20 protein-coding genes are annotated in these 21856 nt (G+C 45.9%); 7 read left to right on the forward strand and 13 right to left on the reverse strand.

Going from position 1 to position 21856, the window contains the following annotated elements; genetic code table 11:
• The first annotated feature begins 277 nt into the window (after positions 1–277).
• Positions 278–1117 (forward strand): isopenicillin N synthase family dioxygenase, encoded by an 840-nt coding sequence (locus IEY09_RS11855; protein ID WP_188871195.1) that lies wholly within the window; start codon positions 278–280, stop codon positions 1115–1117.
• A 124-nt stretch (positions 1118–1241) separates the two neighbouring features.
• Positions 1242–2183, forward strand: a complete 942-nt coding sequence (gene ylqF, locus IEY09_RS11860) for a ribosome biogenesis GTPase YlqF (protein WP_011622949.1) — start codon at positions 1242–1244, stop codon at positions 2181–2183.
• A gap of 383 nt (positions 2184–2566) precedes the next feature.
• On the opposite strand, the gene trhO is transcribed toward ylqF, so the two are convergent.
• Positions 2567–3568 carry an oxygen-dependent tRNA uridine(34) hydroxylase TrhO gene (gene trhO, locus IEY09_RS11865; protein ID WP_037418375.1) on the reverse strand — a complete coding sequence of 334 codons (1002 nt, stop codon included), beginning with the start codon at positions 3566–3568 and terminating at the stop codon, positions 2567–2569.
• A 272-nt stretch (positions 3569–3840) separates the two neighbouring features.
• Here trhO and IEY09_RS11870 point away from each other — a divergent pair, with 272 nt between their 5' ends.
• On the forward strand, positions 3841–4512 hold the full coding sequence (locus IEY09_RS11870; protein ID WP_188871197.1) for a glutathione S-transferase: 672 nt from the start codon (positions 3841–3843) through the stop codon (positions 4510–4512).
• Positions 4513–5062: 550 nt separating this feature from the next.
• Here IEY09_RS11870 and IEY09_RS11875 read toward each other — a convergent pair.
• The gene (locus tag IEY09_RS11875; protein WP_037418330.1) at positions 5063–6820 is read right to left on the reverse strand and encodes a SulP family inorganic anion transporter; all 1758 of its coding nucleotides are present in this window, start codon (positions 6818–6820) and stop codon (positions 5063–5065) included.
• A gap of 224 nt (positions 6821–7044) precedes the next feature.
• Positions 7045–7671, reverse strand: coding sequence for a LysE family translocator (locus IEY09_RS11880; protein WP_188871199.1), 627 nt, complete (start codon positions 7669–7671; stop codon positions 7045–7047).
• A gap of 91 nt (positions 7672–7762) precedes the next feature.
• Between IEY09_RS11880 and IEY09_RS11885 the strand changes: the two genes are divergently transcribed.
• Positions 7763–9121, forward strand: coding sequence for an aminotransferase-like domain-containing protein (locus IEY09_RS11885; protein WP_188871201.1), 1359 nt, complete (start codon positions 7763–7765; stop codon positions 9119–9121).
• Positions 9122–9249: 128 nt separating this feature from the next.
• Here the strand turns inward: IEY09_RS11885 and IEY09_RS11890 are convergent, their stop codons facing one another.
• Positions 9250–11124 (reverse strand): choice-of-anchor I family protein, encoded by a 1875-nt coding sequence (locus IEY09_RS11890; protein ID WP_188871203.1) that lies wholly within the window; start codon positions 11122–11124, stop codon positions 9250–9252.
• Positions 11125–11605: 481 nt separating this feature from the next.
• Between IEY09_RS11890 and IEY09_RS11895 the strand changes: the two genes are divergently transcribed.
• From IEY09_RS11895 to ilvN, 3 genes are all read left to right on the forward strand, one after another.
• A complete protein-coding gene (locus tag IEY09_RS11895; RefSeq protein WP_188871205.1) occupies positions 11606–12829 on the forward strand; it encodes a multidrug effflux MFS transporter in 1224 nt (407 codons plus the stop codon).
• 449 nt (positions 12830–13278) lie between these two features.
• On the forward strand, positions 13279–14997 hold the full coding sequence (locus IEY09_RS11900; protein ID WP_109277758.1) for an acetolactate synthase 3 large subunit: 1719 nt from the start codon (positions 13279–13281) through the stop codon (positions 14995–14997).
• Positions 14997–15491 (forward strand): acetolactate synthase small subunit, encoded by a 495-nt coding sequence (ilvN, locus tag IEY09_RS11905; RefSeq protein WP_011072288.1) that lies wholly within the window; start codon positions 14997–14999, stop codon positions 15489–15491. Before IEY09_RS11900 ends, ilvN begins: the two co-directional genes overlap by 1 nt.
• A gap of 112 nt (positions 15492–15603) precedes the next feature.
• Here ilvN and IEY09_RS11910 read toward each other — a convergent pair whose 3' ends face one another.
• The 9 genes from IEY09_RS11910 to iscA all read right to left on the reverse strand — a co-directional run bounded on the left by IEY09_RS11910 (position 15604) and on the right by iscA (position 21842).
• Positions 15604–16047 (reverse strand): Hsp20 family protein, encoded by a 444-nt coding sequence (locus IEY09_RS11910; RefSeq protein WP_037430809.1) that lies wholly within the window; start codon positions 16045–16047, stop codon positions 15604–15606.
• A 298-nt stretch (positions 16048–16345) separates the two neighbouring features.
• Positions 16346–16777 carry a nucleoside-diphosphate kinase gene (ndk, locus tag IEY09_RS11915; protein ID WP_011072285.1) on the reverse strand — a complete coding sequence of 144 codons (432 nt, stop codon included), beginning with the start codon at positions 16775–16777 and terminating at the stop codon, positions 16346–16348.
• Positions 16778–17009: 232 nt separating this feature from the next.
• A complete protein-coding gene (locus IEY09_RS11920; protein ID WP_037418345.1) occupies positions 17010–17177 on the reverse strand; it encodes a hypothetical protein in 168 nt (55 codons plus the stop codon).
• Between the two features lie 207 nt (positions 17178–17384).
• A complete protein-coding gene (gene iscX, locus IEY09_RS11925) occupies positions 17385–17582 on the reverse strand; it encodes a Fe-S cluster assembly protein IscX (RefSeq protein WP_037418347.1) in 198 nt (65 codons plus the stop codon).
• Positions 17583–17650: 68 nt separating this feature from the next.
• On the reverse strand, positions 17651–18550 hold the full coding sequence (gene rimK, locus IEY09_RS11930; protein WP_037418350.1) for a 30S ribosomal protein S6--L-glutamate ligase: 900 nt from the start codon (positions 18548–18550) through the stop codon (positions 17651–17653).
• A 154-nt stretch (positions 18551–18704) separates the two neighbouring features.
• The gene (gene fdx, locus IEY09_RS11935) at positions 18705–19040 is read right to left on the reverse strand and encodes an ISC system 2Fe-2S type ferredoxin (RefSeq protein ID WP_037418353.1); all 336 of its coding nucleotides are present in this window, start codon (positions 19038–19040) and stop codon (positions 18705–18707) included.
• An 8-nt stretch (positions 19041–19048) separates the two neighbouring features.
• A complete protein-coding gene (gene hscA, locus IEY09_RS11940) occupies positions 19049–20911 on the reverse strand; it encodes a Fe-S protein assembly chaperone HscA (RefSeq protein WP_069454854.1) in 1863 nt (620 codons plus the stop codon).
• Positions 20912–20978: 67 nt separating this feature from the next.
• Entirely contained in the window at positions 20979–21503 is a 525-nt protein-coding gene (gene hscB, locus IEY09_RS11945; RefSeq protein WP_188871207.1) for a co-chaperone HscB, read from the reverse strand.
• Positions 21504–21518: 15 nt separating this feature from the next.
• Entirely contained in the window at positions 21519–21842 is a 324-nt protein-coding gene (gene iscA / locus IEY09_RS11950; protein ID WP_011072278.1) for an iron-sulfur cluster assembly protein IscA, read from the reverse strand.
• Between the last annotated feature and the right edge of the window lie 14 nt (positions 21843–21856).

Genomic DNA, 21856 nt, shown 5'->3' on the forward strand with positions numbered 1-21856 from the left:
GCTTTAGTCGATAAAATCCTGTTGATTGAGCCATTGCTTAAATAACTGGAGGAAAATTCAGCAGTAATCTCAGTCCATCGTCTTGAGTGTTTGCACCAAGCAAAGTGCAAAGCTACACTTGCTGCGGGTCAATTCTCTACCCAAATGCTTTCTATTTTGGCCGCTTTGCACTAGGGCTTAGCGCACCATACCGATAATGAGATAAGTGGCAATGACTCCTTACCTTTATCCTTAGAAAGTGTTTGGTTAACAACCATATATAACAAGTAGAAACAATATGAAATTAGAAACCATTGATTATCGCGCAGCCGATAGCGCCAAACGCTTTGTCGAATCCCTACGTGAAACGGGCTTTGGTGTGCTCTCTAACCACCCTATCGATAAAGAGCTGGTCGAAAACATTTACGCTGAGTGGCAAGCCTTTTTCAATTCTGACGCTAAGAACGAGTTTATGTTCAATCGTGAAACCCACGATGGCTTTTTCCCCGCGTCGATTTCTGAAACAGCAAAAGGCCACACGGTTAAAGACATCAAAGAGTATTACCACGTGTACCCTTGGGGTCGTATTCCAGATTCTTTGCGCACCAATATTCTGGCTTACTATGAAAAAGCCAATGCGCTAGCCTCTGAACTGTTAGAGTGGATTGAAACCTACTCACCAGACGAGGTAAAAGCCAAATTCTCTATCCCACTGCCAGAAATGATTGCCGACAGCCACAAAACCCTGCTGCGCATTCTGCATTACCCACCGATGACAGGCGATGAAGAAATGGGCGCTATTCGCGCAGCGGCCCACGAAGATATTAACCTTATCACTGTGCTGCCCGCGGCCAACGAGCCAGGGTTGCAAGTCAAAGCCAAAGACGGCTCTTGGTTAGATGTGCCAAGTGATTTTGGCAATATTATCATCAACATTGGTGATATGTTGCAGGAAGCCTCGGGTGGTTACTTCCCATCGACCTCACACCGCGTGATTAACCCAGAAGGCACAGATAAGACTAAGTCGCGTATTTCACTGCCCTTATTCTTACACCCTAAACCTTCGGTCGTGCTATCTGAGCGTTATACCGCCGACAGCTACCTAATGGAAAGATTACGCGAGCTAGGCGTACTTTAAGCAATATATGCCCAAATTCGCATCAAGATTAAGCAATTAAGCGCCTTCGGGCGCTTTTTTTATGACATTCGTCGCCTTCAAGGTAGAATAGCCGTCTTTAGGTCATTTAGAACAAGGCGCTATCATGGCAATTCAATGGTATCCGGGGCACATGCACAAGGCACGCAAAGAGATCGAAGAGGCTATGCCTCAGGTCGATCTAGTAATTGAGGTGCTGGACGCCCGTATTCCCTACAGTAGTGAAAACCCCATGGTGTCAAAGCTTCGCGGCGACAAACCTTGTATTAAGCTACTGAATAAATCCGACTTAGCCGATCCCGACATTACCGCCCAGTGGATTGAATATCTTGAGCGTGAACAAGGGGTAAAAGCCACAGCGATTACCACATTGCAACCGGGTATGTTGAAAATGCTGCCGGATCTTTGTCGTAAGTTAGTACCGAGTCGCGATAAAACTGAAAAAGATATTCGCACTATGATCATGGGGATCCCAAACGTGGGTAAGTCCACCATTATCAACACCTTAGCCGGTCGCGTTATCGCCAAAACCGGTAACGAACCCGCCGTCACCAAAAGCCAGCAGCGTATTAATCTACGTAATGGCATAGTGCTCTCGGACACGCCAGGGATTTTATGGCCTAAAGTCGATAACGAAGCTAGTAGCTATCGCCTCGCCGTCACGGGTGCCATTAAAGATACCGCCATGGAATACGAAGATGTGGCACTGTTTGCCGCTGGTTATTTCTTAAAGGCGTACCCGAAGGAAATTTGCGAGCGTTATAACATCAGCGAGTTACCTAAGGATGATATGGCGTTACTCGAAGAAATCGGCCGTAAACGCGGTGCCCTGCGTCCCGGTGGTCGCATCGATTTACATAAAGCCTCGGAAGTCGTGTTACACGATTACCGCTCTGGTCGAATTGGCCTATTATCCCTCGAAACCCCAGCGATGGCTGAAATCGAAAAAGCCGAAGTGGAACGCATTCTGGCTGAAAAAGCCGCCGAGAAAGCCGCTAAGCTAGAAGCAGAAAAACTGAAACGCTCAGGCAAACGTCATAACGTTTAATATTAGGTTGAACACTCTTAAATATTGGCAAAGTCCATTGGTAAATGCTTTACCGCCCCGTTAATGGGGCGGATGTTCATTAAAGATAACCAGTGGTCATTTTTATCATTAGCGCGACCAATCGATTTTGCCATATAGGACATTCTTTAAGACATTCAGAATTAAATTTTGATCGTTCTAGCAAGCTCGTGCTTACGAAACGAGGAGTGACATGTCGCCATTTGACTCAGGTGACAAGCGGCTATCATGACAGAAAGTAAGGGCCAGAGCTTGCCTGCCCTTCCTTTTGACAGCCTTTAGTTTGCCATTTCTGCTGCATAATCGTCCGGTAAAAAAAGTGAGGCTGTCCATAATTGAACAGCATCACCTTAGCTGTGCATACGTTAAGTGTTAGCTTGCTTGGTTTTGTTTTTCTCTGCAGCTTGTTTGCGCAGTGCTTCTTTCTTTTGTCGACGGGCTTCAATCACATGATTCACATCACTACCAATATGAGCCTCATTACGGGATTTAGCTAAATTCACTTGGCGTTCACGTTCAACAAAACGCTTTCGCTGCTCCTCAGAAATCTTATCAATACAATGTGGGCAACTCACGCCTTGCACATAAGCTGGGGATAGTTTTTCCGCTTCAGTGATTGGCATACGACAAGCATTGCATTGATCGTATTGGCCTTTCTTTAAATCATGGTCGACCGCCACACGATTATCGAAGACAAAACATTCGCCTTCCCACAGGCTTTCTTCCTGTTTGACTTCTTCAAGGTATTTAAGGATGCCACCTTCGAGGTGATACACTTCTTCAAAGCCTTGCTCTTTTAAATAAGCGGTTGATTTTTCGCAGCGAATACCACCAGTGCAGAACATCGCCACTTTTTTATGCTTGGCAGGATCGAGATTCTGCTTCACATATTCAGGGAATTCTCTAAAGGTTTCGGTCACGGGGTTAATGGCATTTTTAAAGGTGCCGATTTGCACTTCATAGTCGTTACGGGTATCCACTAGGATGACTTCAGGATCGGAAATCAGCGCGTTCCAGTCCTGTGGCTTAACGTAAGTGCCCACCACTTTAAGCGGATCGATACCCTCGACGCCCATGGTGACGATTTCTTTTTTGAGCTTCACCTTAGTGCGGTAGAAAGGCATTTCGTCGTCAAAGGATAACTTGTAAACGATGTTTTCAAGGCCATTTTGGTTATTCAGCCAAGCCAGCAGTGCGTCGATAGCCGCTTGAGTGCCGGCCACTGTGCCGTTAATTCCCTCACTTGCCAGCAACAATGTGCCTTTAATCTCGGCCTGTTCCATCATGGACAGGAGTGGCTCACGCAGCGACTCAAAATGCGGTAATGAAACAAACTTATATAAAGCACAAACAACAACGTTAGACATAACACCCTCAACTGCTGGCTGGAACTTAATTTCCAGTGCATTAACCAATAATCACCCAAGCCTAAGCTAGGTCGCAAAAATAGGGCGAAATTCTACCTGAGTCACAGTCGGATAAACACAGACAAAAACCAAGGTCATTGCTTATTTACAGGCAAACGGTGGAATAATCAGTAATAAACGCAGTATTTCTGTTTTAAAGTCACTACTATTGCCGACTTTTAACCCACAGTCGTGACTAAATCGTTTTTATCATTGTATTAAGGAATAAGACTATGCCCTTACCCATACTCTACAGTTTTCGCCGCTGTCCTTATGCTATGCGCGCTAGACTTGGGCTATTGCTCGGCCAATGCCAAGTGGAAGTGAGAGAAATCACCCTTAAAGCGAAACCCGCGGAGATGTTAGCCATCTCCCCCAAGGGCACAGTGCCCATATTGCAGCTCCCTACTGGAGAGGTGATTGCTGAGAGCTTGGATATTATGATCTGGGGACTGCATAAGGCTGACTCGCCAGCCGCACAGCAGTTACTCGGACAAACCACCTCAGCGCAAAGCCTGATTAATGAGCTTATTGTGCAAAATGATGTTGAATTTAAACCTTGGCTGGATAAGTACAAATATGCAGACCGGTATCCAGAATACTCGCAGGCGGATTATTTCGCCAAGGCCAGCACTTTTCTGGTACGACTCGAAGCACAGCTTCAGCAACATCCTTATCTTATCAGCCCTGCGTTAAGCCTTGCTGATTTTGCCATTATGCCTTTTATCCGCCAATTTACTGCGGTGGATGCCAAACGGGATTTGAACGGGGATTTCCCACGGCTTATGGCATGGTTAACTGAGCTAACAAGCACTGACATATTTCAACATGCCATGACTAAATATGTGATCTGGCAGTCTGGTAATACCCCAAATTACTTGTTAGGAACTTCTATAAGTAAATAAGAATTAACGTTTATTTTTATATACCCCATAGCAATCGGTAAAATGTTCACGTAAAGTAGCTCTCACTTAGGTAAAGTGAGTAAATCCTTTTTAACATTTTATGCTAAATCATCACGATGAATTACAGGGATAAAGTACTTGGATAATACGGATATTATAATCATAGCGATGCTCATCGGTTTAGCCCTACTGCATTGCTTATTCGCAGCTCGAGTATTTAAGAGCCAAGTTAATCTCAGCACTAACAAAAAATGTTTATGGTGCCTGCTAAGCTTATTTTTAGGCCCCATAGGCTACTATGCCTATCATGGTTTAATCCCTTTAGATAAACTGCAAAATGACTAGAACGGGTTGATGTTTAAGCTTTAGATGTTGCGCAAGCTCGCGAAACGAGGAATGACGCGTAGTTATGATACTCAAATGACGAGCGGCTCTTTACGCCACAACCATCATACTTTTGAGGCATCAAATATAAAGTGCATAACTCTATGCACTTGAACAATAAACCAAAAAGCGCGGACATTACCGCGATTTTCGTTAAAATAGTATCCTATAAATGACTATGAAGTAGCACATCATCCTCAGGCGCTTTTTTGATAACAGGTGCTTGGCCTTCAGCTAGTGCTTGCTTGTAACTTTGGTTCATTTTCAGCGCAAGATATAAATCTGGCCGAATTAAAATGCCGCCTTCGCCTGACGGGATCCCCGCCTGTTCAAACCAGCCAAGCATCTGCCTTTTACGCCCCGCCAAGACTAAACGTATACCACGCTTCTTCAATAATTGATGGAGATCTGCAAGCATGGCCATCACACTTAAATCCAAGTGGGTAAAACACGGCACGGCATCAATAATGATGCAATCGACGGGTTCAGGCTCACGGATAAACTTCTCCAGTAAGCGGCGTTTAAAGTAAGTGGCGTTAAAGTAGGTTAATGGTGAATTGAAACGGTAAATAAATACGCCGGGGACAGATTTAGCCTTACCCGAATCATCCACACTGCGAATAACGCCTTTATGATCTAGTCCAAGTACTTGATCGGTAGGACGCATCACAGTCGCTAAAAATTGGAATAAGCCCAACAATACCGCTAAGGTGATACCAGGGATCACCCCAATAAACAGCACCGAAAACAAGGTTGTACAGGCGAGTAAAAAGGCGGAGCGATCCCGTACGCGCAGGTTCCACAGCGCCTTTAAATCAATCAATGAAATTGAGGCAATCACCAACACGACCCCAAGCGCAGAACTGGGGATATATTTCAATGGTGCAGTAAAAAACAACGCGACGATCGCAATCAATAACGCCGCGATGATTGATACAAGCTGACTTTTACCGCCGTTAGCATCATTGACAGCTGTACGCGAATCAGCACCGCTGACCGCAAAACCTTGTGATAAAGCTGAAGCAATATTGGCAATGCCGAGGGCTCGAAACTCCTTGTCCGCATCGATATCATAGCCATTTTTAGCCGCAAAACTGCGTGCAGTAAGCATCATACTCACAAAACTCACCATGGCTAAGTTAAGCGCAGGCACAACTAGTTCACGGGCAATACCAATATTAAAAACCGGCGCTTGAAACGAAGGTAAGCCTGCACTCACCTCGCCCACCACATTGATATCGAAGCTGGTTAAGTTAAAGGCCCAAACCAAAAATGCAGCCATTGCCATTGCACACATTGAAGCAGGCCATTGTGGACGATAACGTTTTATTAAGGCATAGGTGGCTAAGGTCACCAATCCCATCAATAAGGTGGGCCAGTGTGTTTTGGTGAGATAGGAAGGCGCACCGGATAAGCGCTCAATCAAATAACGCTCATCGAAGGTGAAACCAAAAATCTTTGAGAATTGACCGACGATAATAGTGATCGCCACACCATTAAGTAACCCCATTAAAATCGGTTTTGAGAGAAAGTCCGCCAAGACGCCAAGGCGAAAACGGCTGGCGATTAAACACCAAAAACCGGTCATGGCCGTCATGGTCATCACGAGTTGCCAGTGCTTCATGCTGTCGCCAGCAGCAAGTGGCGTCACAACTGCGGCAATCACGGCACAAGTCGCGGCATCGGGACCAACGATTAATTGTCTAGAAGTACCAAACAATGCATACACTAACATTGGCAATACACAGGAGTATAAACCGACAGCGGCATTAACCCCTGTAAGTTGTGCATAGGCAATGGCTACAGGTAAAGCGACCGCCGCCACGGATAATCCGGCTCGAACATCATCCCTGAGCCATTGCTTCTCGTACTGCAGCATCTGCGCCAAACCAGGCATAAATGATACTAAACTGGGAAACTTCACGCGCTAACCTCCATATACTCCCAAGTCAATTGCTAACTTGTTATGGTTAGATAACTCACCTTATATCGGTGCAATACCCACGGCACCAACTTCTTCAGTTTATTTAGGTATATAAAACCGTTATCTAAAAAAGCCATCAATATTATGTTGGTTATGGCATAAAGCCAATCATTAAGCGAGTCAGTATCCCAGAATATTTAAGCTTTTAGCCTAATTAGCTCTGCTTACCGCAGGATCATCGGCAATGAAACTAACAATAAACTGCCCATAAACCAGTTAAAATGGCGTCGACGTTTATCCGTATTCAGTTTTTTACTGATTGCTGCACCAACAAACACCCAAGTGAAGGACGCGGGAAATCCCACCAGATTAAACACTAACACGCCTAGTAATGCACTGAGCCAAAAACCATCGCCCCCTAAGGTAAACGCACTACAAAGTGTAATGGTCGACATCCAAGATTTAGGATTAATCCACTGAAACAGCGCCGCCTCCATCACACTCATCGGCTGACGCCCGTCATCCAAATGCGCCGCCTTAACAGGAGTGGTGACTAATCGATAGGCAAGGTGCAACAAATATAGTAACGCTGCGTACTTTAGCGCTTGATGCAACACGGGAAACGCCTCGAATAAAGCGCCAAGACCCAATAACACCGACAGATGCAAAGAGGTCGAACCTAAGCGGATCCCTGCAATATGTGGAATGGTACGCATCACCCCGAAATGAGCGCCGGAGCTGGCGAGTAAAATATTATTCGGCCCCGGAGTCATGGTCATGGTTGCACAAAAAAGTGCCGCTGAGGCCATTAAAGTCCAGAGTTGTGGATCATTAAAAAGTTGAATATCCATAAACACCTAAATTGTATGCATACAATGTTTGACAATAAAAGATACAATAAATAATATAGGGAGATTAGCGGAGATCAATGGATTTATTGTCATGGGTACAATTTGGACGCCGGATCTAGAAGCATTTATAGGTCCTAAATATCAACGTCTGGTCAGTGCGATCGAACAAGGCATTTTGTGTAAGACCCTGCCCCATGGCACAAAACTCCCACCACAGCGGCGTTTAGCCGATGCACTTGGAGTGACCATAGGCACTGTCACTCGGGCCTATGCTCTAGCGGAGCAACGCGGTTATGTGGAAGCGCGTATCGGTGATGGTACCTATGTCAACGCCTCTCCCGTGCCAGAGCTCAGTCATTTGCAGCTCAATATGGCGACTTGTCAGCAACCGCTGACGGATCAAATAAGTACGCTGAGTGATTGCCTAAGCCAACTGGCTAAGGATCCAGCGAAACTGAGTCAACTCCTTGGCTATCGCGCCAGCCCCTTAGATCAACATCAACAGATATTCCACCACTGGCTTTTACAACGCGGTATTGAACAGCAACCCGAGCAACTGATCTTTACCCATGGTGGGCAACAGGCCATTTTTGCCTGCCTTAATGCCTTCCTCACCAAGGGCGAGGTGCTACTGCACGAGCAGTACAGCTATCCCGGTGTGCGTATTTGCGCGAAACAATTGGATATCAATAGCATTGGCGTGCCATTAACCGCTGACGGAGTCGATCTGGCAAGATTCGAGGCTTTAGTACAAATCCATCAACCTAAATTGGTGTACTTAACCCTCAACAATCAAAACCCCACTTGCATTCAATACAGTGAGCAACAGAGAGAAAAACTGTTGGCACTCGCGGAGCAGTACCAGTTTTATATCATTGAAGATGATGTGAATTATTCTCTCCCCGAGGAATGGCACCCTCCACTGTGGCAGTTAGCGCAGACGCTGAATGTGCCGAGGGTCATTTACATTTCAAGCCTTTCTAAGCTGTTTTCAGGGGGCTTAAGGCAAGGTTTTATCCTCGTACCCGAGCCGCTTATCGCGCCATTGCGCCTCGCCATTCATAGCCAATGTTGGATGGTTTCACCGCTCAATGTGGAGTTAGCCTGTCAGCTGATTAAGCGCGGGCACATCACGGCCAATCGCGATGCAATTATTCGCGCGCGTCAGCAGCAATGCATAGCATTGGGCGACAAGCTAGGGTTAACTCAGCGCTGGCGGGGTTTAAATGGCTGGATCCAGTTACCCGAAGACATTAAAGCCCATCATCTGGTGACCGCCTTAGCAGCAAAAGGTGTACTGATCCGCAATGGGGATGACTTTAACTGTCATGATAACTTTATCCGTTTAAGTTTAGGTGGCGCCGAAAACGATACCCAATTCCAGCTTGCGCTCGAATGCATCGAATCCACCTTTAACGCACTCAAGCAAAACGCCTATTCAGTCGTTTAACCTTGCATTTTTATCGCGAGAAAGAAGCAAAAAGAAACGCCAGAGTGATGCTCTGGCGTTTTAAGCTTACTTACAAGCATTTAAGATGTTGAGATCTAAAGTTATCGCACCTTGAACAGAAGCTATGGCTATTGCACCTTGATCTGGTACACGCTGGTTGTGCCACTGACTTCATTACCAATGATCAACAGAGGCTGACCATTAGGACTCTTCTCGGCACTCACAAACTTCATGCCTTCTGGCCCTAAATCTCCCGCTAAACTGGCATCACCTTTCACTTCACCTGTATCTGTATTAATGCTGAAACTCGAGTCAAAATCACGGTTTACTACATAATCCACAAAATGCACATCAAAAGGATTTGTCACGTCGTACATCATAAAACCAGAGGTACGTTCAAGCCCGATAAAGGCATAGCGTTTTTGGCCAATTTTGCCTAGAACTAAGGCTTCTGGCTCGGATCCTTTATCATCACTGCGGCTATCGCCTTTGTTTTCTTCATTGTTATTGTTGAAGTTATTGCCTAACAAGGCTGCGGTGATCCGCTCAAAATCGCTGCCACTGTCAAACACCTGTTGACCATCGGCGGTCCAGATTGAGAAAGAACGCGCGCCGAAGCTCACAATTTTGTCATAATCGCCGTCGTTATCGTCATCACCCATACTCTTAGTCACTTTCAAACGGGCTAATTGGGTCTTATCTTTTGCGGCAGCAAATTGTGGATGATTAGGATCTAAAGTTAAGTCTCCGGCACGGGCCTCCTCCGAAAACCCTGCATAGTCGCGGGAATCCCCTTCGTTTGCGGTAACAATAAAATCAGCATTATTCCAACGGTAACTCGCTACGGTATCGGGCTGATACATGCCATACACGCCCGTATAGGCCTGAAGGTTGATCATATCATCCTTATCACTTGCATCAATTTTATTCACATTAAGACCGTAATCTTTCAGCCCTAAGGGTAAAATCTTCGTTACTTTGGCATTGGCGATATCGATCACAGCGATGGCATTGTTCTCCTGCAGACTCACAAAGGCACGGCTGTTATCGGGGCTGACACTGATATATTCAGGCTCTAAGTCCTGCGCGACTGTGGCCATAGGGCCATTGATTTTAATGTCCTTGGTGATTTCATTATAGCGAGCATTACCCTGATTAAATTCGGTGAATGTCACTAGCGTCGCCGTTGCTGCGGGTTTGCCATCCGCAATGGCAATAATCGCTACACTGCCCTCAGGATCGACACTATAGTCTTGATTTGGTTCGCCTTCATTCGCAACGAGTACCGTTTTGCCATCATGGCTAAACACCACGTTATCCGGTAATGCACCAACTTCTACCGCGCTGAGATACTGCGGCGCGTCATTGCCATTGAGTTGATAGAAAGCCACATAACCATTGGCTTGAGTCTTATTGCCCGCCGCATCGCCGCGCTCAATGGCCGCCGCTAACAAGTTACCAGAAATACTGACACTGTTAACGCTGCCCATAAAACTTAAACCCACATCCTTGGCGACATCCAGCTCGCCGAACTTATCAAGATTATTCAAGGCTAATGGCGCAGTTGCCGTGGTCGCATTACCAAGTAAGTGAGCATCGATAATGTCAACTTTACCGCTTCTCGCATTAACCACAAAAATACGCTGAGAAGTACTGTGATATTCGACAATCTCAGCTGCACTCAGGCCATAAACGCCCGTTTGATGGCGGCCAATCAGCTCGGCTGTGACTCCCGCAGCTTGAGGTTGGCAAATAAATTGTGTTTGCGCCGCATCGATTTCAGTCTCTTCCAACTTACCATTACGATTCGCATCAAGCCCGGTATCGATACGTTGACCACCTGCGGGACAGTTTGCATCACCAATAGAGAGTGGAGTCACGTTCACTAATGAATTTAAGCCGTTATCCCCCTGTTCACCATTGGTACCGTCATCACCATTACAGGCACTAAGGAGTAAACTTGCCAGTATCGCACCAGCCAGCGGCAGTCGTTTTGTGTTCATTGCTTCATTCCTGAATGTGTTGTTATAAGTCGTAGGGTTAAACTAAAGCCCAATAAACTAATCCGCATTCAAGACGGTTAGATGACATATAGATGACGGTGACGTGACAATCCCAGTCGAAGGAATGACGCTCAGGCGTACATTGGTGCATCAATGCAATAAAAAGGCAGTAAATCGATTTTGGTTACAATTTAAGTGTAAAGATATCGTCATCGAGATTGGCTTATTCGGCTGAGCGTTTTACTATGTTATGGCTTAATATCCTTATACTCGATGACAAGACCAATCACTCAGTTCAACTGTTGGTTGGGTCTACGCTGGTCACTCATTTCTCCCCTATAATCCTCCAATGCTCATGGCACGATATGCTATGTCAATCGAGGCGAAATGAGTCGCCAATAGGCAAAATTGTTACCCTACAATTTTGATTTTCGAGTGACATAACACTTTATATCGCCTTCTTTCGCCACTCGAGGTAACTGTGGACCTACAATCGTCAACTAATTCAACCACACAGCGTAATATTCCCCATTTGGCCTTGCTTATCCCAATGCTTGCCGCCATTGTCGCGATCACGCCGCTCGCGATTGACATGTATTTGCCCGCTATGGCAACACTTGCCCATAGCTTTCATACCGATATCACCTTAGTGCAACAATCCTTGAGTGTTTACTTAGGCGGCTATGCCCTCGGCATGCTGTGCTTTGGGCCGCTTGCTGACCGTATTGGCCGTCGTCCCATGGTGATTATGGGGCTATCAGGTTTTATGTTAGCTAGCCTGTTGTTAGGCTTAGCTGAGCAGATTGAAGTGTTTTTGGGCCTGCGCTTTTTACAAGCTTTTATCGGCGCAGCGGCCACTGTGGTTGTCCCTGGCTATATCAAAGAAGTCTATGGTGAAAACACGGCTAAAGGTATGTCTTATGTCAGTTTGATCATGATGTTAGCGCCATTATTAGCCCCCAGTATTGGTAGTCTTATCCTCGAACTTGGCGAATGGCATTTGATATTCTTTATCCAATCAGCCTATGCCCTGTTATTACTGATGTTGGTCATTACGCTGCTGAGAATGCCCAGCGATAAAGATCAAAGTAGCCGCAGCCAAAAATCTTTTTTGGGCGCCTATGCCACTGTGTTTTCACGCCCAGGCGTCAAAATGAATATTGCCAGCGGAGTGCTCACCTCCTTTGCCTTTTTCTGTTATTTAACGGCATCGCCTTTTGTCTATATGGAGGTTTTTTCATTAGATAAATCCTTATTTGCCCTACTCTTTAGTACCAATGTGGGCGCTCTGATGCTGGCAAATATCATCAATACCCGAATTGTGGGCCGTTATGGCTCGTTAAGGATGTTGCACGTGTCGACTTTCTTAGGAGCGCTCGCAGCTGCAGGTTTACTGGGAGTGAATTTATTGGGTCTCAGTTACCACTTTACGGTATTAATGCTTATTCCACTGATGGGTTCTCTTGGCATTATGTCAGTTAATGCTGATGCCATTGTGTTAATGAAATTTAAGCAGGAAACCGGCACGGCAACGGCGGTGATTGGCACCTTAAGATTTGGCTTTGGTGCCCTTGCAGGACCATTACTCGCGCTGTTTTACAATGGCACCGCAGTGCCCTTCTCGGCATTAATGTTGACGGCGGTATTATTGGTGGGATTCTGTCAATTTAACCGACAGACTCATCAAGCCAAACCAAAGCAATAATCTGCGCCTTTATGCCGCGTAAGCGAAGCAATCATAGTTTACATCGCTTTTGTGGTTGATTTGTAACAAATTAAGCCTTCCCTAAACAAACGGCGCTCAGGTGCCGTTTTTCATTATACACCACCTAACCCATTCTAATTAAAGTGATTAAATAAAATTATCCCACACAAAAACTCCCGTTTCATGAGCATTTATCGCGCCTAAATATGAAATTGTCTCAAGTTGGTTATTTTTTACAGAAAACCCTTGAAATGTGTTCTTTTTTGAATATGATGAAATTCTGTTCATTGCAACAGCTGCTGCATCCAAAGGGATGAGCGCTTGAAATCGATGATTTCAAGTTCAGCAAACGGAGTCTGAATTACCCTTCAGGCTTATTTTTAGAGCGATTACCGTCGCTGTAACAAGATACTGTTTACCGTAACGGTACTATGCAATAGGAGTTTCACATGGAGAAGTTATCCGGCGCCAGCATGATTGTGCGTTCCCTTATTGATGAAGGGGTAAAGCACATATTTGGTTATCCTGGCGGCTCAGTGTTAGATATCTACGACGCCCTGCACCTTATCCCCGGTATTGAACACATCCTGGTTCGCCACGAACAGGCCGCCGTGCATATGGCCGATGGTTATGCCCGCGCCACGGGTAAAGTGGGCGTAGTACTCGTGACCTCAGGCCCAGGAGCCACCAATGCCATTACTGGCATCGCCACTGCCTATATGGATTCGATTCCATTAGTGGTGTTATCTGGCCAAGTGCCGAGCAATCTAATCGGTAACGATGCGTTCCAAGAATGCGACATGATTGGGATTTCACGCCCAGTCGTCAAACACAGCTTTTTAGTCCAAGATCCCACTCAAATTCCTGAGATCATTAAAAAAGCCTTTTATATTGCCTCCACGGGTCGTCCTGGCCCCGTCGTGGTAGACTTGCCCAAGGATTGCCTCAATCCGGCATTACTGCACGACTATATTTACCCCGAGAGCATAAAAATGCGCTCCTATAATCCAACGACATCGGGCCATAAAGGTCAAATTCGTCGAGGATTACAGGCATTATTAGCAGCGAAAAAACCCGTGCTCTATGTGGGTGGCGGTGCGATTATTTCTAGCAGTGAAAAGCAGATCTTAACCCTAGCAGAAAAGTTAAATATCCCCGTTGTCAGCACCTTAATGGGCCTTGGCGCCTTCCCTGGCACCCATAAAAACAGCTTAGGTATGTTGGGGATGCACGGTCGCTATGAAGCTAACATGACCATGCATAACTGCGATCTTATCTTCGGAATTGGCGTGCGTTTCGATGACAGAACCACCAACAACATCGAAAAATACTGCCCTAACGCCACCATCTTACATATTGATATCGACCCCTCATCGATTTCAAAAACCGTACGAGTGGATATCCCGATCGTTGGCTCGGCCGATATTGTATTAGACAGCATGTTAGCCCTGCTTGAAGAATCGAAGGAGAGCAACGATAGCGAGGCGCTCAATCAATGGTGGCAAGAAATCACTGTGTGGCGCGAGCGTAACTGCTTGGCATACGATAAGGAAAGTCATCGGATCAAACCACAGCAAGTGATTGAAACTCTCTACAAACTCACTAATGGTGAGGCCTATGTCGCCTCGGATGTGGGCCAGCATCAAATGTTTGCCGCACTCTATTATCCCTTTGATAAACCCCGCCATTGGATTAACTCCGGTGGCCTTGGCACCATGGGCTTTGGTTTACCCGCAGCCATGGGGGTCAAAATGGCGATGCCAGACGAAACCGTCGTGTGCGTAACGGGCGATGGTTCGATTCAGATGAATATTCAAGAGCTTTCAACCGCTCTGCAATACGATACGCCGGTTAAAATTATCAACTTAAACAACCGTTTCCTCGGCATGGTTAAGCAGTGGCAGGATATGATCTACTCGGGTCGCCATTCCCATTCCTATATGGATTCGGTACCCAACTTCGCCAAAATTGCCGAAGCCTATGGCCATGTTGGTATGACGATTAGCGATCCTGCTGAGCTTGAGTCTAAGATGGCCGAAGCCCTTGCCATGAAAGACAGACTGGTATTTATCGACATTATGGTGGATGAGACTGAGCACGTATATCCGATGCTTATCCGCGGCGGCGCGATGAATGAAATGTGGTTAAGCAAAACGGAGAAATGCTAATGCGTCGAATTATATCTGTATTACTCGAAAACCAGTCCGGCGCCCTATCCCGTGTTGTCGGCCTCTTTTCCCAGCGCGGTTATAACATTGAAAGCTTAACCGTGGCGCCGACCGATGATAATACCTTGTCACGTCTTAATATCTCACTGGTTGCAGATGAGAAAGTGCTTGAGCAAATCGAGAAACAACTGCACAAGTTGGTCGATGTGCTTAAGGTGTCGAATGTTACCGAGTCAGCTTATATTGAGCGGGAACTGGCTCTGGTTAAAGTCCGTGCCCAAGGGGAGCTTAGGGAAGAAATTAAGCGCACCGCAGATATCTTCCGTGGGCAGATTGTCGATGTCACCGCCAATCTTTACACCATCCAATTGGTGGGCACGACCGAAAAACTCGATGCCTTTATTCATTCCATGGGTGAAGTGACCAAAGTCGTTGAAGTATCACGCTCGGGCGTTGTCGGCTTAGCTCGCGGCGAAAAAGCGATGAAAGCCTAAAGAACTTTTATTAAGATAACGCTTAGAAAACATCTCCAATTCGAGCCAGATAAGAGATAACAAAAAGGAAGGGGAGCATTTAGCTCCCCTTCCTTATCCGCGCGATGCTGAATTAGGATTGACTATCTAATAAGCGCGAGGTGGTGATTTCAATCTTGCGTGGTTTTAACGCTTCTGGGATCTCACGCACTAAATCAATGTTCAATAAACCATTCTCTAAGCTGGCACCCAATACAGTCACATAATCCGCCAGTTGGAAGGTGCGCTCAAAACCGCGCTCGGCAATACCTTGGTATAGGTATTTACGCTCAGTTTGGCTTTCGGCCTTATTGCCTTTAACCAGTAATTTCTCACCTTCGCTACTGATCTCAAGCTCTTCCATCGAGAATCCTGCCACGGCCATCGTAATGCGATAACGATTTTCGCCGAGGAGTTCAATATTATATGGAGGATAACCTGAGTTGCCATTATTCGCGGCAGCATGTTCTGCCATCTGGGCTAAACGATCAAAACCAATAGCACTACGGTAAAGAGGAGTTAAATCATAAGTACGCATATTCATATCCTTATCTTAAGCAATATGGGAAATTGGCGAACGGTTTTCAGGTTGAAAACACACATTTGTTTCGCCTAAATTAACTTCTGTCCTAACGGCACAGAATCGATTGGGATCCTCATCGAGCGATCCTGCAATAGATATAAGGATAGGAAAGCGGATTTCAAGGAAGAAATTTAAAAAAATTTAAAAACCAAATAAAAATAGTGCATTACAAACACGCCAACGCGATTCCGTTAGCCAATTCCAGCCAATAAAAAAGGAGCACTAAGGCTCCCTTCTTCGGTCCGCACTCAAATTAACGAGTACGTGGACACAGTTCTTCAGCACTGAAGAAGTAAGCAATTTCACGTTCTGCAGATGCTAAAGAATCTGAACCGTGAGCTGCGTTTTCGTCGATGCTTTGAGCGAAATCAGCACGGATAGTACCTGGAGCTGCTTGAGCTGGGTTAGTTGCACCTAAAATTTCGCGGTGAGCTAAAACAGCGTTTTCGCCTTCTAATACTTGAACCATGATTGGGCCAGAAGTCATGAAAGCAACCAGAGCGCCGAAGAAGCCACGCTCGCTATGCTCAGCATAGAAACCTTCAGCTTGTTCTTTAGTCAGGTGTAACATTTTAGCTGCAACGATCTTCAGACCAGCAGTTTCAAAACGGTTGTAGATTGCACCGATGTGGTTTTTAGCAACAGCATCAGGCTTAATGATAGAAAATGTGCGTTCGATCGCCATAACAAGCTTCCTTTGTCAGCAAGTTTGAAAAAATTCGCGCGGATTATACGAAATTTAAAAAGTAAATCCTATCTTTAAAGCACATAAGTCTGAGATATTGCGCACATTGGCTGGATTTGTAACCAGATTGATCACACAAAAAAACGCCAGTTGTCATTTAAGGGCAACTGGCAATTTATTATCGAGATATCTCTAAGGAGATAAATACAGGAGTAAGTATTATCAAATTAGCTTACTTTCTATTTTTTGCCCAAATTCCTGCCCAAGCAATCAAAGCAACCAAAATAACCGCTGGCGCTAAATCGAGCAAATGATGGAATAAACCGACACCGCCATGACCAGGATGAGCCCATGCCAACGCGGGTAACAGTGTGAATAACATAGCAAACAAAAGTTTCATGTGAACATCCTTGCGTTGCGAGAATAATATTAAGCGGTTAACTGCTTAACCGATAAGTAACAAGGTACGTTATTCAATAAAAAGGAAGTTGATACTGATCAAACTCCGACTAAAATCCCATTTCACAGCCAAATAAGCGTGATGAATGTCACACAAATTAGTTTTTTCGTGGACAAGTTGCCGCAACAACAAGGTGAGTAACTGATGTTATTTTTCCTCGATCCAGCATTGTTGAATAGCTTCTAATACCTTTTCATTGCAATGTTTAGGATCGTCATCAAAATCCTCTAGCGCTAACACCCACTCATACAACTCGGTAAAATGCAGTTTGCGGGGATCAACATCTGAATGTTTTTCTAGTAATTCCAAGGCGATATCTAATGAATCAATCCACTTTAATGACATCCTCTTTCCCCTATGCAAACGGACATTTCAACGCATTTCACCTGAGTTTAGCTTAATCACCACTCACTTTACGCTTGAGTTGTTTTTTTTGTCTTAATTGCGTTTTTCTCAACAAACTCGATTATCGCCCCAGCGACATCCTTAGCTGTAGCACCTTCGATCCCTTCAAGGCCTGGTGAAGAATTCACTTCCATCACTAATGGGCCATGGTTGGAACGCAATAAATCCACCCCCGCAACGTTCAGGCCCATGGTCTTAGCGGCACGAATAGCCACTGAGCGTTCTTCTGGCGTGAGTTTAACTAAACTCGCCGTACCACCACGGTGGAGGTTTGAGCGAAATTCCCCAGGCATGGCTTGGCGCTTCATCGCGGCGACTACTTTATCACCAAGGACAAAACAACGAATATCCGCACCGTTAGCTTCTTTGATATATTCTTGTACCATGATATTAGCCTTTAATCCCATAAAAGCTTCAATCACGCTTTCGGCCGCTTTACGGGTTTCAGCCAAAACAACGCCAATACCTTGAGTGCCCTCAAGCAATTTAATCACTAGCGGCGCACCACCAACCATATCGATTAAATCAGGAATATCGCTTGGCTTGTTCGCAAAGCCGGTGATCGGCAAACCAATACCACGACGTGACATCAACTGCATTGAACGCAGCTTATCGCGGGAGCGCGAAATGCCGACAGAATCATTGAGCGCATAGACGCCCATCATCTCAAACTGGCGCAATACCGCAGAGCCATAAAAAGTAATTGATGCGCCTATGCGTGGGATCACCGCATCAAAGGGCGGTAATTCTTCACCACCAATATGAATGCTCGATTGGCGCATATTGATGTTCATATAGCATTCGAGCGGATTAATCACTTTGACTTCGTGACCACGTAATGTCGCAGCCTCAACGAGTCGCTTTGTGGAATATAGCTCAGGCCCTTGCGATAGGATCGCGATTCTCATTCTGGTCTCCGACAACCATTTCATTTTGAGCGCATAATACGCTTGCTTAAGGATAAATCAATCATGGCTATTATTGCTTGCGCAAATGCTAGTCTACAAAAGCCAAAAACCAGTCACTAGGACTGGTTTTTGGCGATTTCAGCACAAAAGTGACTTAGCCTTCGCTCACCATATTGACAGTGTATTTAGGCATTTCAATCACCAAATCGCAATCTACCACTTTAGCCTGACAGGATAAGCGGCTCTCAGGCTCGAGTCCCCAAGCTTTATCAAGCATATCGTCTTCAAGTTCATCACTTGGCTCTAGCTCATCAAATCCTTCACGCACAATGCAATGGCACGTAGTGCAAGCACAGGATTTTTCACAGGCATGTTCGATATTGATGCCATTGCGCAGCGCCACATCGAGAATCGTTTCACCTACTTCAGCTTCCAACACTGCGCCATCGGGACACAACTCAGCATGGGGAAGAAAGACTAACTGGGGCATCACATCACCTATATCTTGTCAATTGACTGACCTTTAAAGGCCACTCGAATAGAATTATCCATACGTTTTGCGGCAAAATCTTGAGTATGTTCATCAAGAGTTTCGATCGCATTTTTAATTGCATCAGCATCATCACCGCCAGCGACGTGAACCAGCTCTGCCATCACAGTATCAATCTGCTGACGCTCATCGCTTGTGAGTAAGTCACCATCTTTAGAGAGCGCCGCATTCAAGGACTCAAGCACCCTCGCCGCCTCAACTTGCTGCTCAGCCAGCATACGGCGGCTGATATCTTCTTTAGCATGCTTCATCGAGTCTTTGAGCATAGTCGCGATCTCAGTATCCGATAAACCAAACGAAGGCTTGACCTGAATGCTCGATTGCACGCCAGTGGATTTCTCCATGGCCGTCACACTTAATAATCCATCAGCATCCACTTGGAAGGTCACCCGGATATGGGCAGCTCCTGCCGCTAACGGTGGAATACCTTTTAAAGTGAAGCGTGCTAGAGAGCGACAATCGTCAACTAACTCGCGCTCACCCTGCACGACATGGAACGCCATCGCCGTTTGCCCATCCTTGAAGGTGGTAAACTCTTGGGCGCGTGCCACGGGGATAGTCGTGTTACGAGACACCACTTTCTCCACTAAACCGCCCATGGTTTCAATCCCTAACGACAAGGGGATCACATCGAGCAGTAATAATTCAGATTCGGGTTTGTTACCAACCAAAATATCAGCCTGAATCGCCGCGCCAATGGCGACAACACGGTCAGGATCGATTGAAGTTAATGGCGCTTTACCAAAAAAGGCTTCAACTTGCTCACGTACTAAAGGCACGCGGGTAGAGCCGCCAACCATGACGGTTTCAAGCACTTCATCAGCCGTTACGCCCGCATCACGTAGGGTGCGGCGACAACTTGCGATGGTTTTCTTCACAAGCGCAGCGATGAGGCTCTCAAATTGCGCCTTAGTAACCACTTGTTTGAGCACCGAACCATCGGCAAGGGTAAGACTAGCCTCAGTATCACTCGAATCGGTTAAGGCTTCTTTCACCCTGCGTGCTTCAATCAATAGCTGGCGACTTAACTGAGAGTCGATATCAGTCAGTTGCCACACTTGTTGCATATGTGCTTGTAAAAGATGATCAAAATCATCACCACCGAGCGCCGAATCGCCCCCCGTAGCCAGTACTTCAAATACGCCACGGTTTAAACGCAAAATAGAAATATCAAAGGTGCCGCCACCGAGATCGTAAATGGCGATAACACCTTCTTGCTTAGAGTCTAAGCCATAGGCAATCGCAGCCGCAGTGGGTTCATTTAATAGGCGTAAAACATTAATACCCAATAACGATGCTGCATCCTTAGTTCCCTGACGCTGGGCATCATCGAAATACGCAGGCACAGTGATCACTGCGCCTTGCAGCTCACCGCCAAGGGTTTTTTCGGCGCGCTCAATTAGGGGACGTAAAATTTCGGCAGAAACTTGCACCGGATTCACTCGACCTTGGGGCGTCACAAACAGCGGTAAACCATTTTCACTGGCTTCGAATTGATATGGGAAAGATTGCTCACCAGCTTGGATGTCCGCAAGACTACGCCCCATGAAACGTTTAACGGAAACGATAGTGTTTTTAGGATCCTGCGCTGAACTTAACGCCGCCACATAACCCACTTCAATTCCATCATGAGTGTAACGAACTATCGAAGGTAAAGAATGCTGTCCGTTTTCATCAGGCAAGGTTGCCGTTACGCCACTGCGTACAGCAGCCACAAGTGAATTGGTTGTACCTAAATCGATGCCAACGGCAAGTCTATGTTGGTGCGGCGCGGCACTTTGTCCGGGCTCAGCAATCTGCAAAAGGGCCATATGTATCCAACTTAGTAACGCCGACTCAAATCAATCGGAATCGGCAAAATAACTGCAATAAGAAAAATTAATCGAGCAACGCGTCTTCGATACGCGTCAGTTCATCGTGTAATTTTGCCATAAATTTAAGTTTGCGAACTTGATCTGCCGCTAGCAAGGCGTCTTCGTCACGGCCACTGCTCAGCTGTGAAGCCAATACTTTATTCAACTGAGCGCGGTAAGTCGCAAAAGAATCGTACAGTTCATCAATGCTGGCTTGGGGATCGGCGCTATCACGAATATCTTCAAGTGCTTCACGCCATTCCATCTGCTGCATTAAAAATGCAGTATCTTTCACTGTCGTGGTCTCATGACTTAAATCAATACCACGCAGGGAGAGCATATGCTCAGCACGGCGGATGGGGTCTTTTAGGGTTTGATAACCGTCGTTGACTTGTGCGGTGCGTTGCACCGACAACAACCGTTGTTGCTCGGTATCATTGGCAAACTTATCGGGATGAACCGCACGTTGCAGGTCGCGGTAGCGTTCTGCAAGCAATGCGGTGTCAATATCGAAGGTAGGAGAAAACTTAAACAGCTCGAAATAATTCATGCGTCAATTCGGCAATTAAACAGTGAAACTCTCACCGCAACCGCACTCACCTTTTGCGTTCGGGTTGTTAAATTGGAAACCTTCGTTCAGTCCTTCTTTAACAAAATCCAATTCAATGCCCTGAAGATAGATAAAGCTTTTCGCATCAATAATGATTTTTACACCATCAATATCATATACTTCATCGTCATCGTTCAGTGCATCAACAAACTCAAGCACATAAGCCATACCTGAACAGCCTGACGTCTTTAAGCCGAGGCGCAGACCAATGCCCTTGCCTCGATTTGCTAAGAAAGACCTGACGCGTTCAGTTGCCGCTGGGGTCATTGTAATTGCCATCTTAACTCCAGATG

Source organism: Shewanella xiamenensis (assembly GCF_014647135.1).
Classification (GTDB): domain Bacteria; phylum Pseudomonadota; class Gammaproteobacteria; order Enterobacterales; family Shewanellaceae; genus Shewanella; species Shewanella xiamenensis.

Bases quoted from the DNA above. Each gene is read 5' to 3' on its own strand.
- IEY09_RS11855 (WP_188871195.1), top strand. From the start codon at position 278: ATGAAATTAGAAACCATTGATTATCGCGCAGCCGATAGCGCCAAACGC.
- ylqF (WP_011622949.1), top strand. From the start codon at position 1,242: ATGGCAATTCAATGGTATCCGGGGCACATGCACAAGGCACGCAAAGAG.
- trhO (WP_037418375.1), bottom strand. From the start codon at position 3,568: ATGTCTAACGTTGTTGTTTGTGCTTTATATAAGTTTGTTTCATTACCG.
- IEY09_RS11870 (WP_188871197.1), top strand. From the start codon at position 3,841: ATGCCCTTACCCATACTCTACAGTTTTCGCCGCTGTCCTTATGCTATG.
- IEY09_RS11880 (WP_188871199.1), bottom strand. From the start codon at position 7,671: ATGGATATTCAACTTTTTAATGATCCACAACTCTGGACTTTAATGGCC.
- IEY09_RS11885 (WP_188871201.1), top strand. From the start codon at position 7,763: ATGGGTACAATTTGGACGCCGGATCTAGAAGCATTTATAGGTCCTAAA.
- IEY09_RS11890 (WP_188871203.1), bottom strand. From the start codon at position 11,124: ATGAACACAAAACGACTGCCGCTGGCTGGTGCGATACTGGCAAGTTTA.
- IEY09_RS11900 (WP_109277758.1), top strand. From the start codon at position 13,279: ATGGAGAAGTTATCCGGCGCCAGCATGATTGTGCGTTCCCTTATTGAT.
- ilvN (WP_011072288.1), top strand. From the start codon at position 14,997: ATGCGTCGAATTATATCTGTATTACTCGAAAACCAGTCCGGCGCCCTA.
- IEY09_RS11910 (WP_037430809.1), bottom strand. From the start codon at position 16,047: ATGCGTACTTATGATTTAACTCCTCTTTACCGTAGTGCTATTGGTTTT.
- ndk (WP_011072285.1), bottom strand. From the start codon at position 16,777: ATGGCGATCGAACGCACATTTTCTATCATTAAGCCTGATGCTGTTGCT.
- IEY09_RS11920 (WP_037418345.1), bottom strand. From the start codon at position 17,177: ATGAAACTTTTGTTTGCTATGTTATTCACACTGTTACCCGCGTTGGCA.
- iscX (WP_037418347.1), bottom strand. From the start codon at position 17,582: ATGTCATTAAAGTGGATTGATTCATTAGATATCGCCTTGGAATTACTA.
- rimK (WP_037418350.1), bottom strand. From the start codon at position 18,550: ATGAGAATCGCGATCCTATCGCAAGGGCCTGAGCTATATTCCACAAAG.
- fdx (WP_037418353.1), bottom strand. From the start codon at position 19,040: ATGCCCCAGTTAGTCTTTCTTCCCCATGCTGAGTTGTGTCCCGATGGC.
- hscA (WP_069454854.1), bottom strand. From the start codon at position 20,911: ATGGCCCTTTTGCAGATTGCTGAGCCCGGACAAAGTGCCGCGCCGCAC.
- hscB (WP_188871207.1), bottom strand. From the start codon at position 21,503: ATGAATTATTTCGAGCTGTTTAAGTTTTCTCCTACCTTCGATATTGAC.
- iscA (WP_011072278.1), bottom strand. From the start codon at position 21,842: ATGGCAATTACAATGACCCCAGCGGCAACTGAACGCGTCAGGTCTTTC.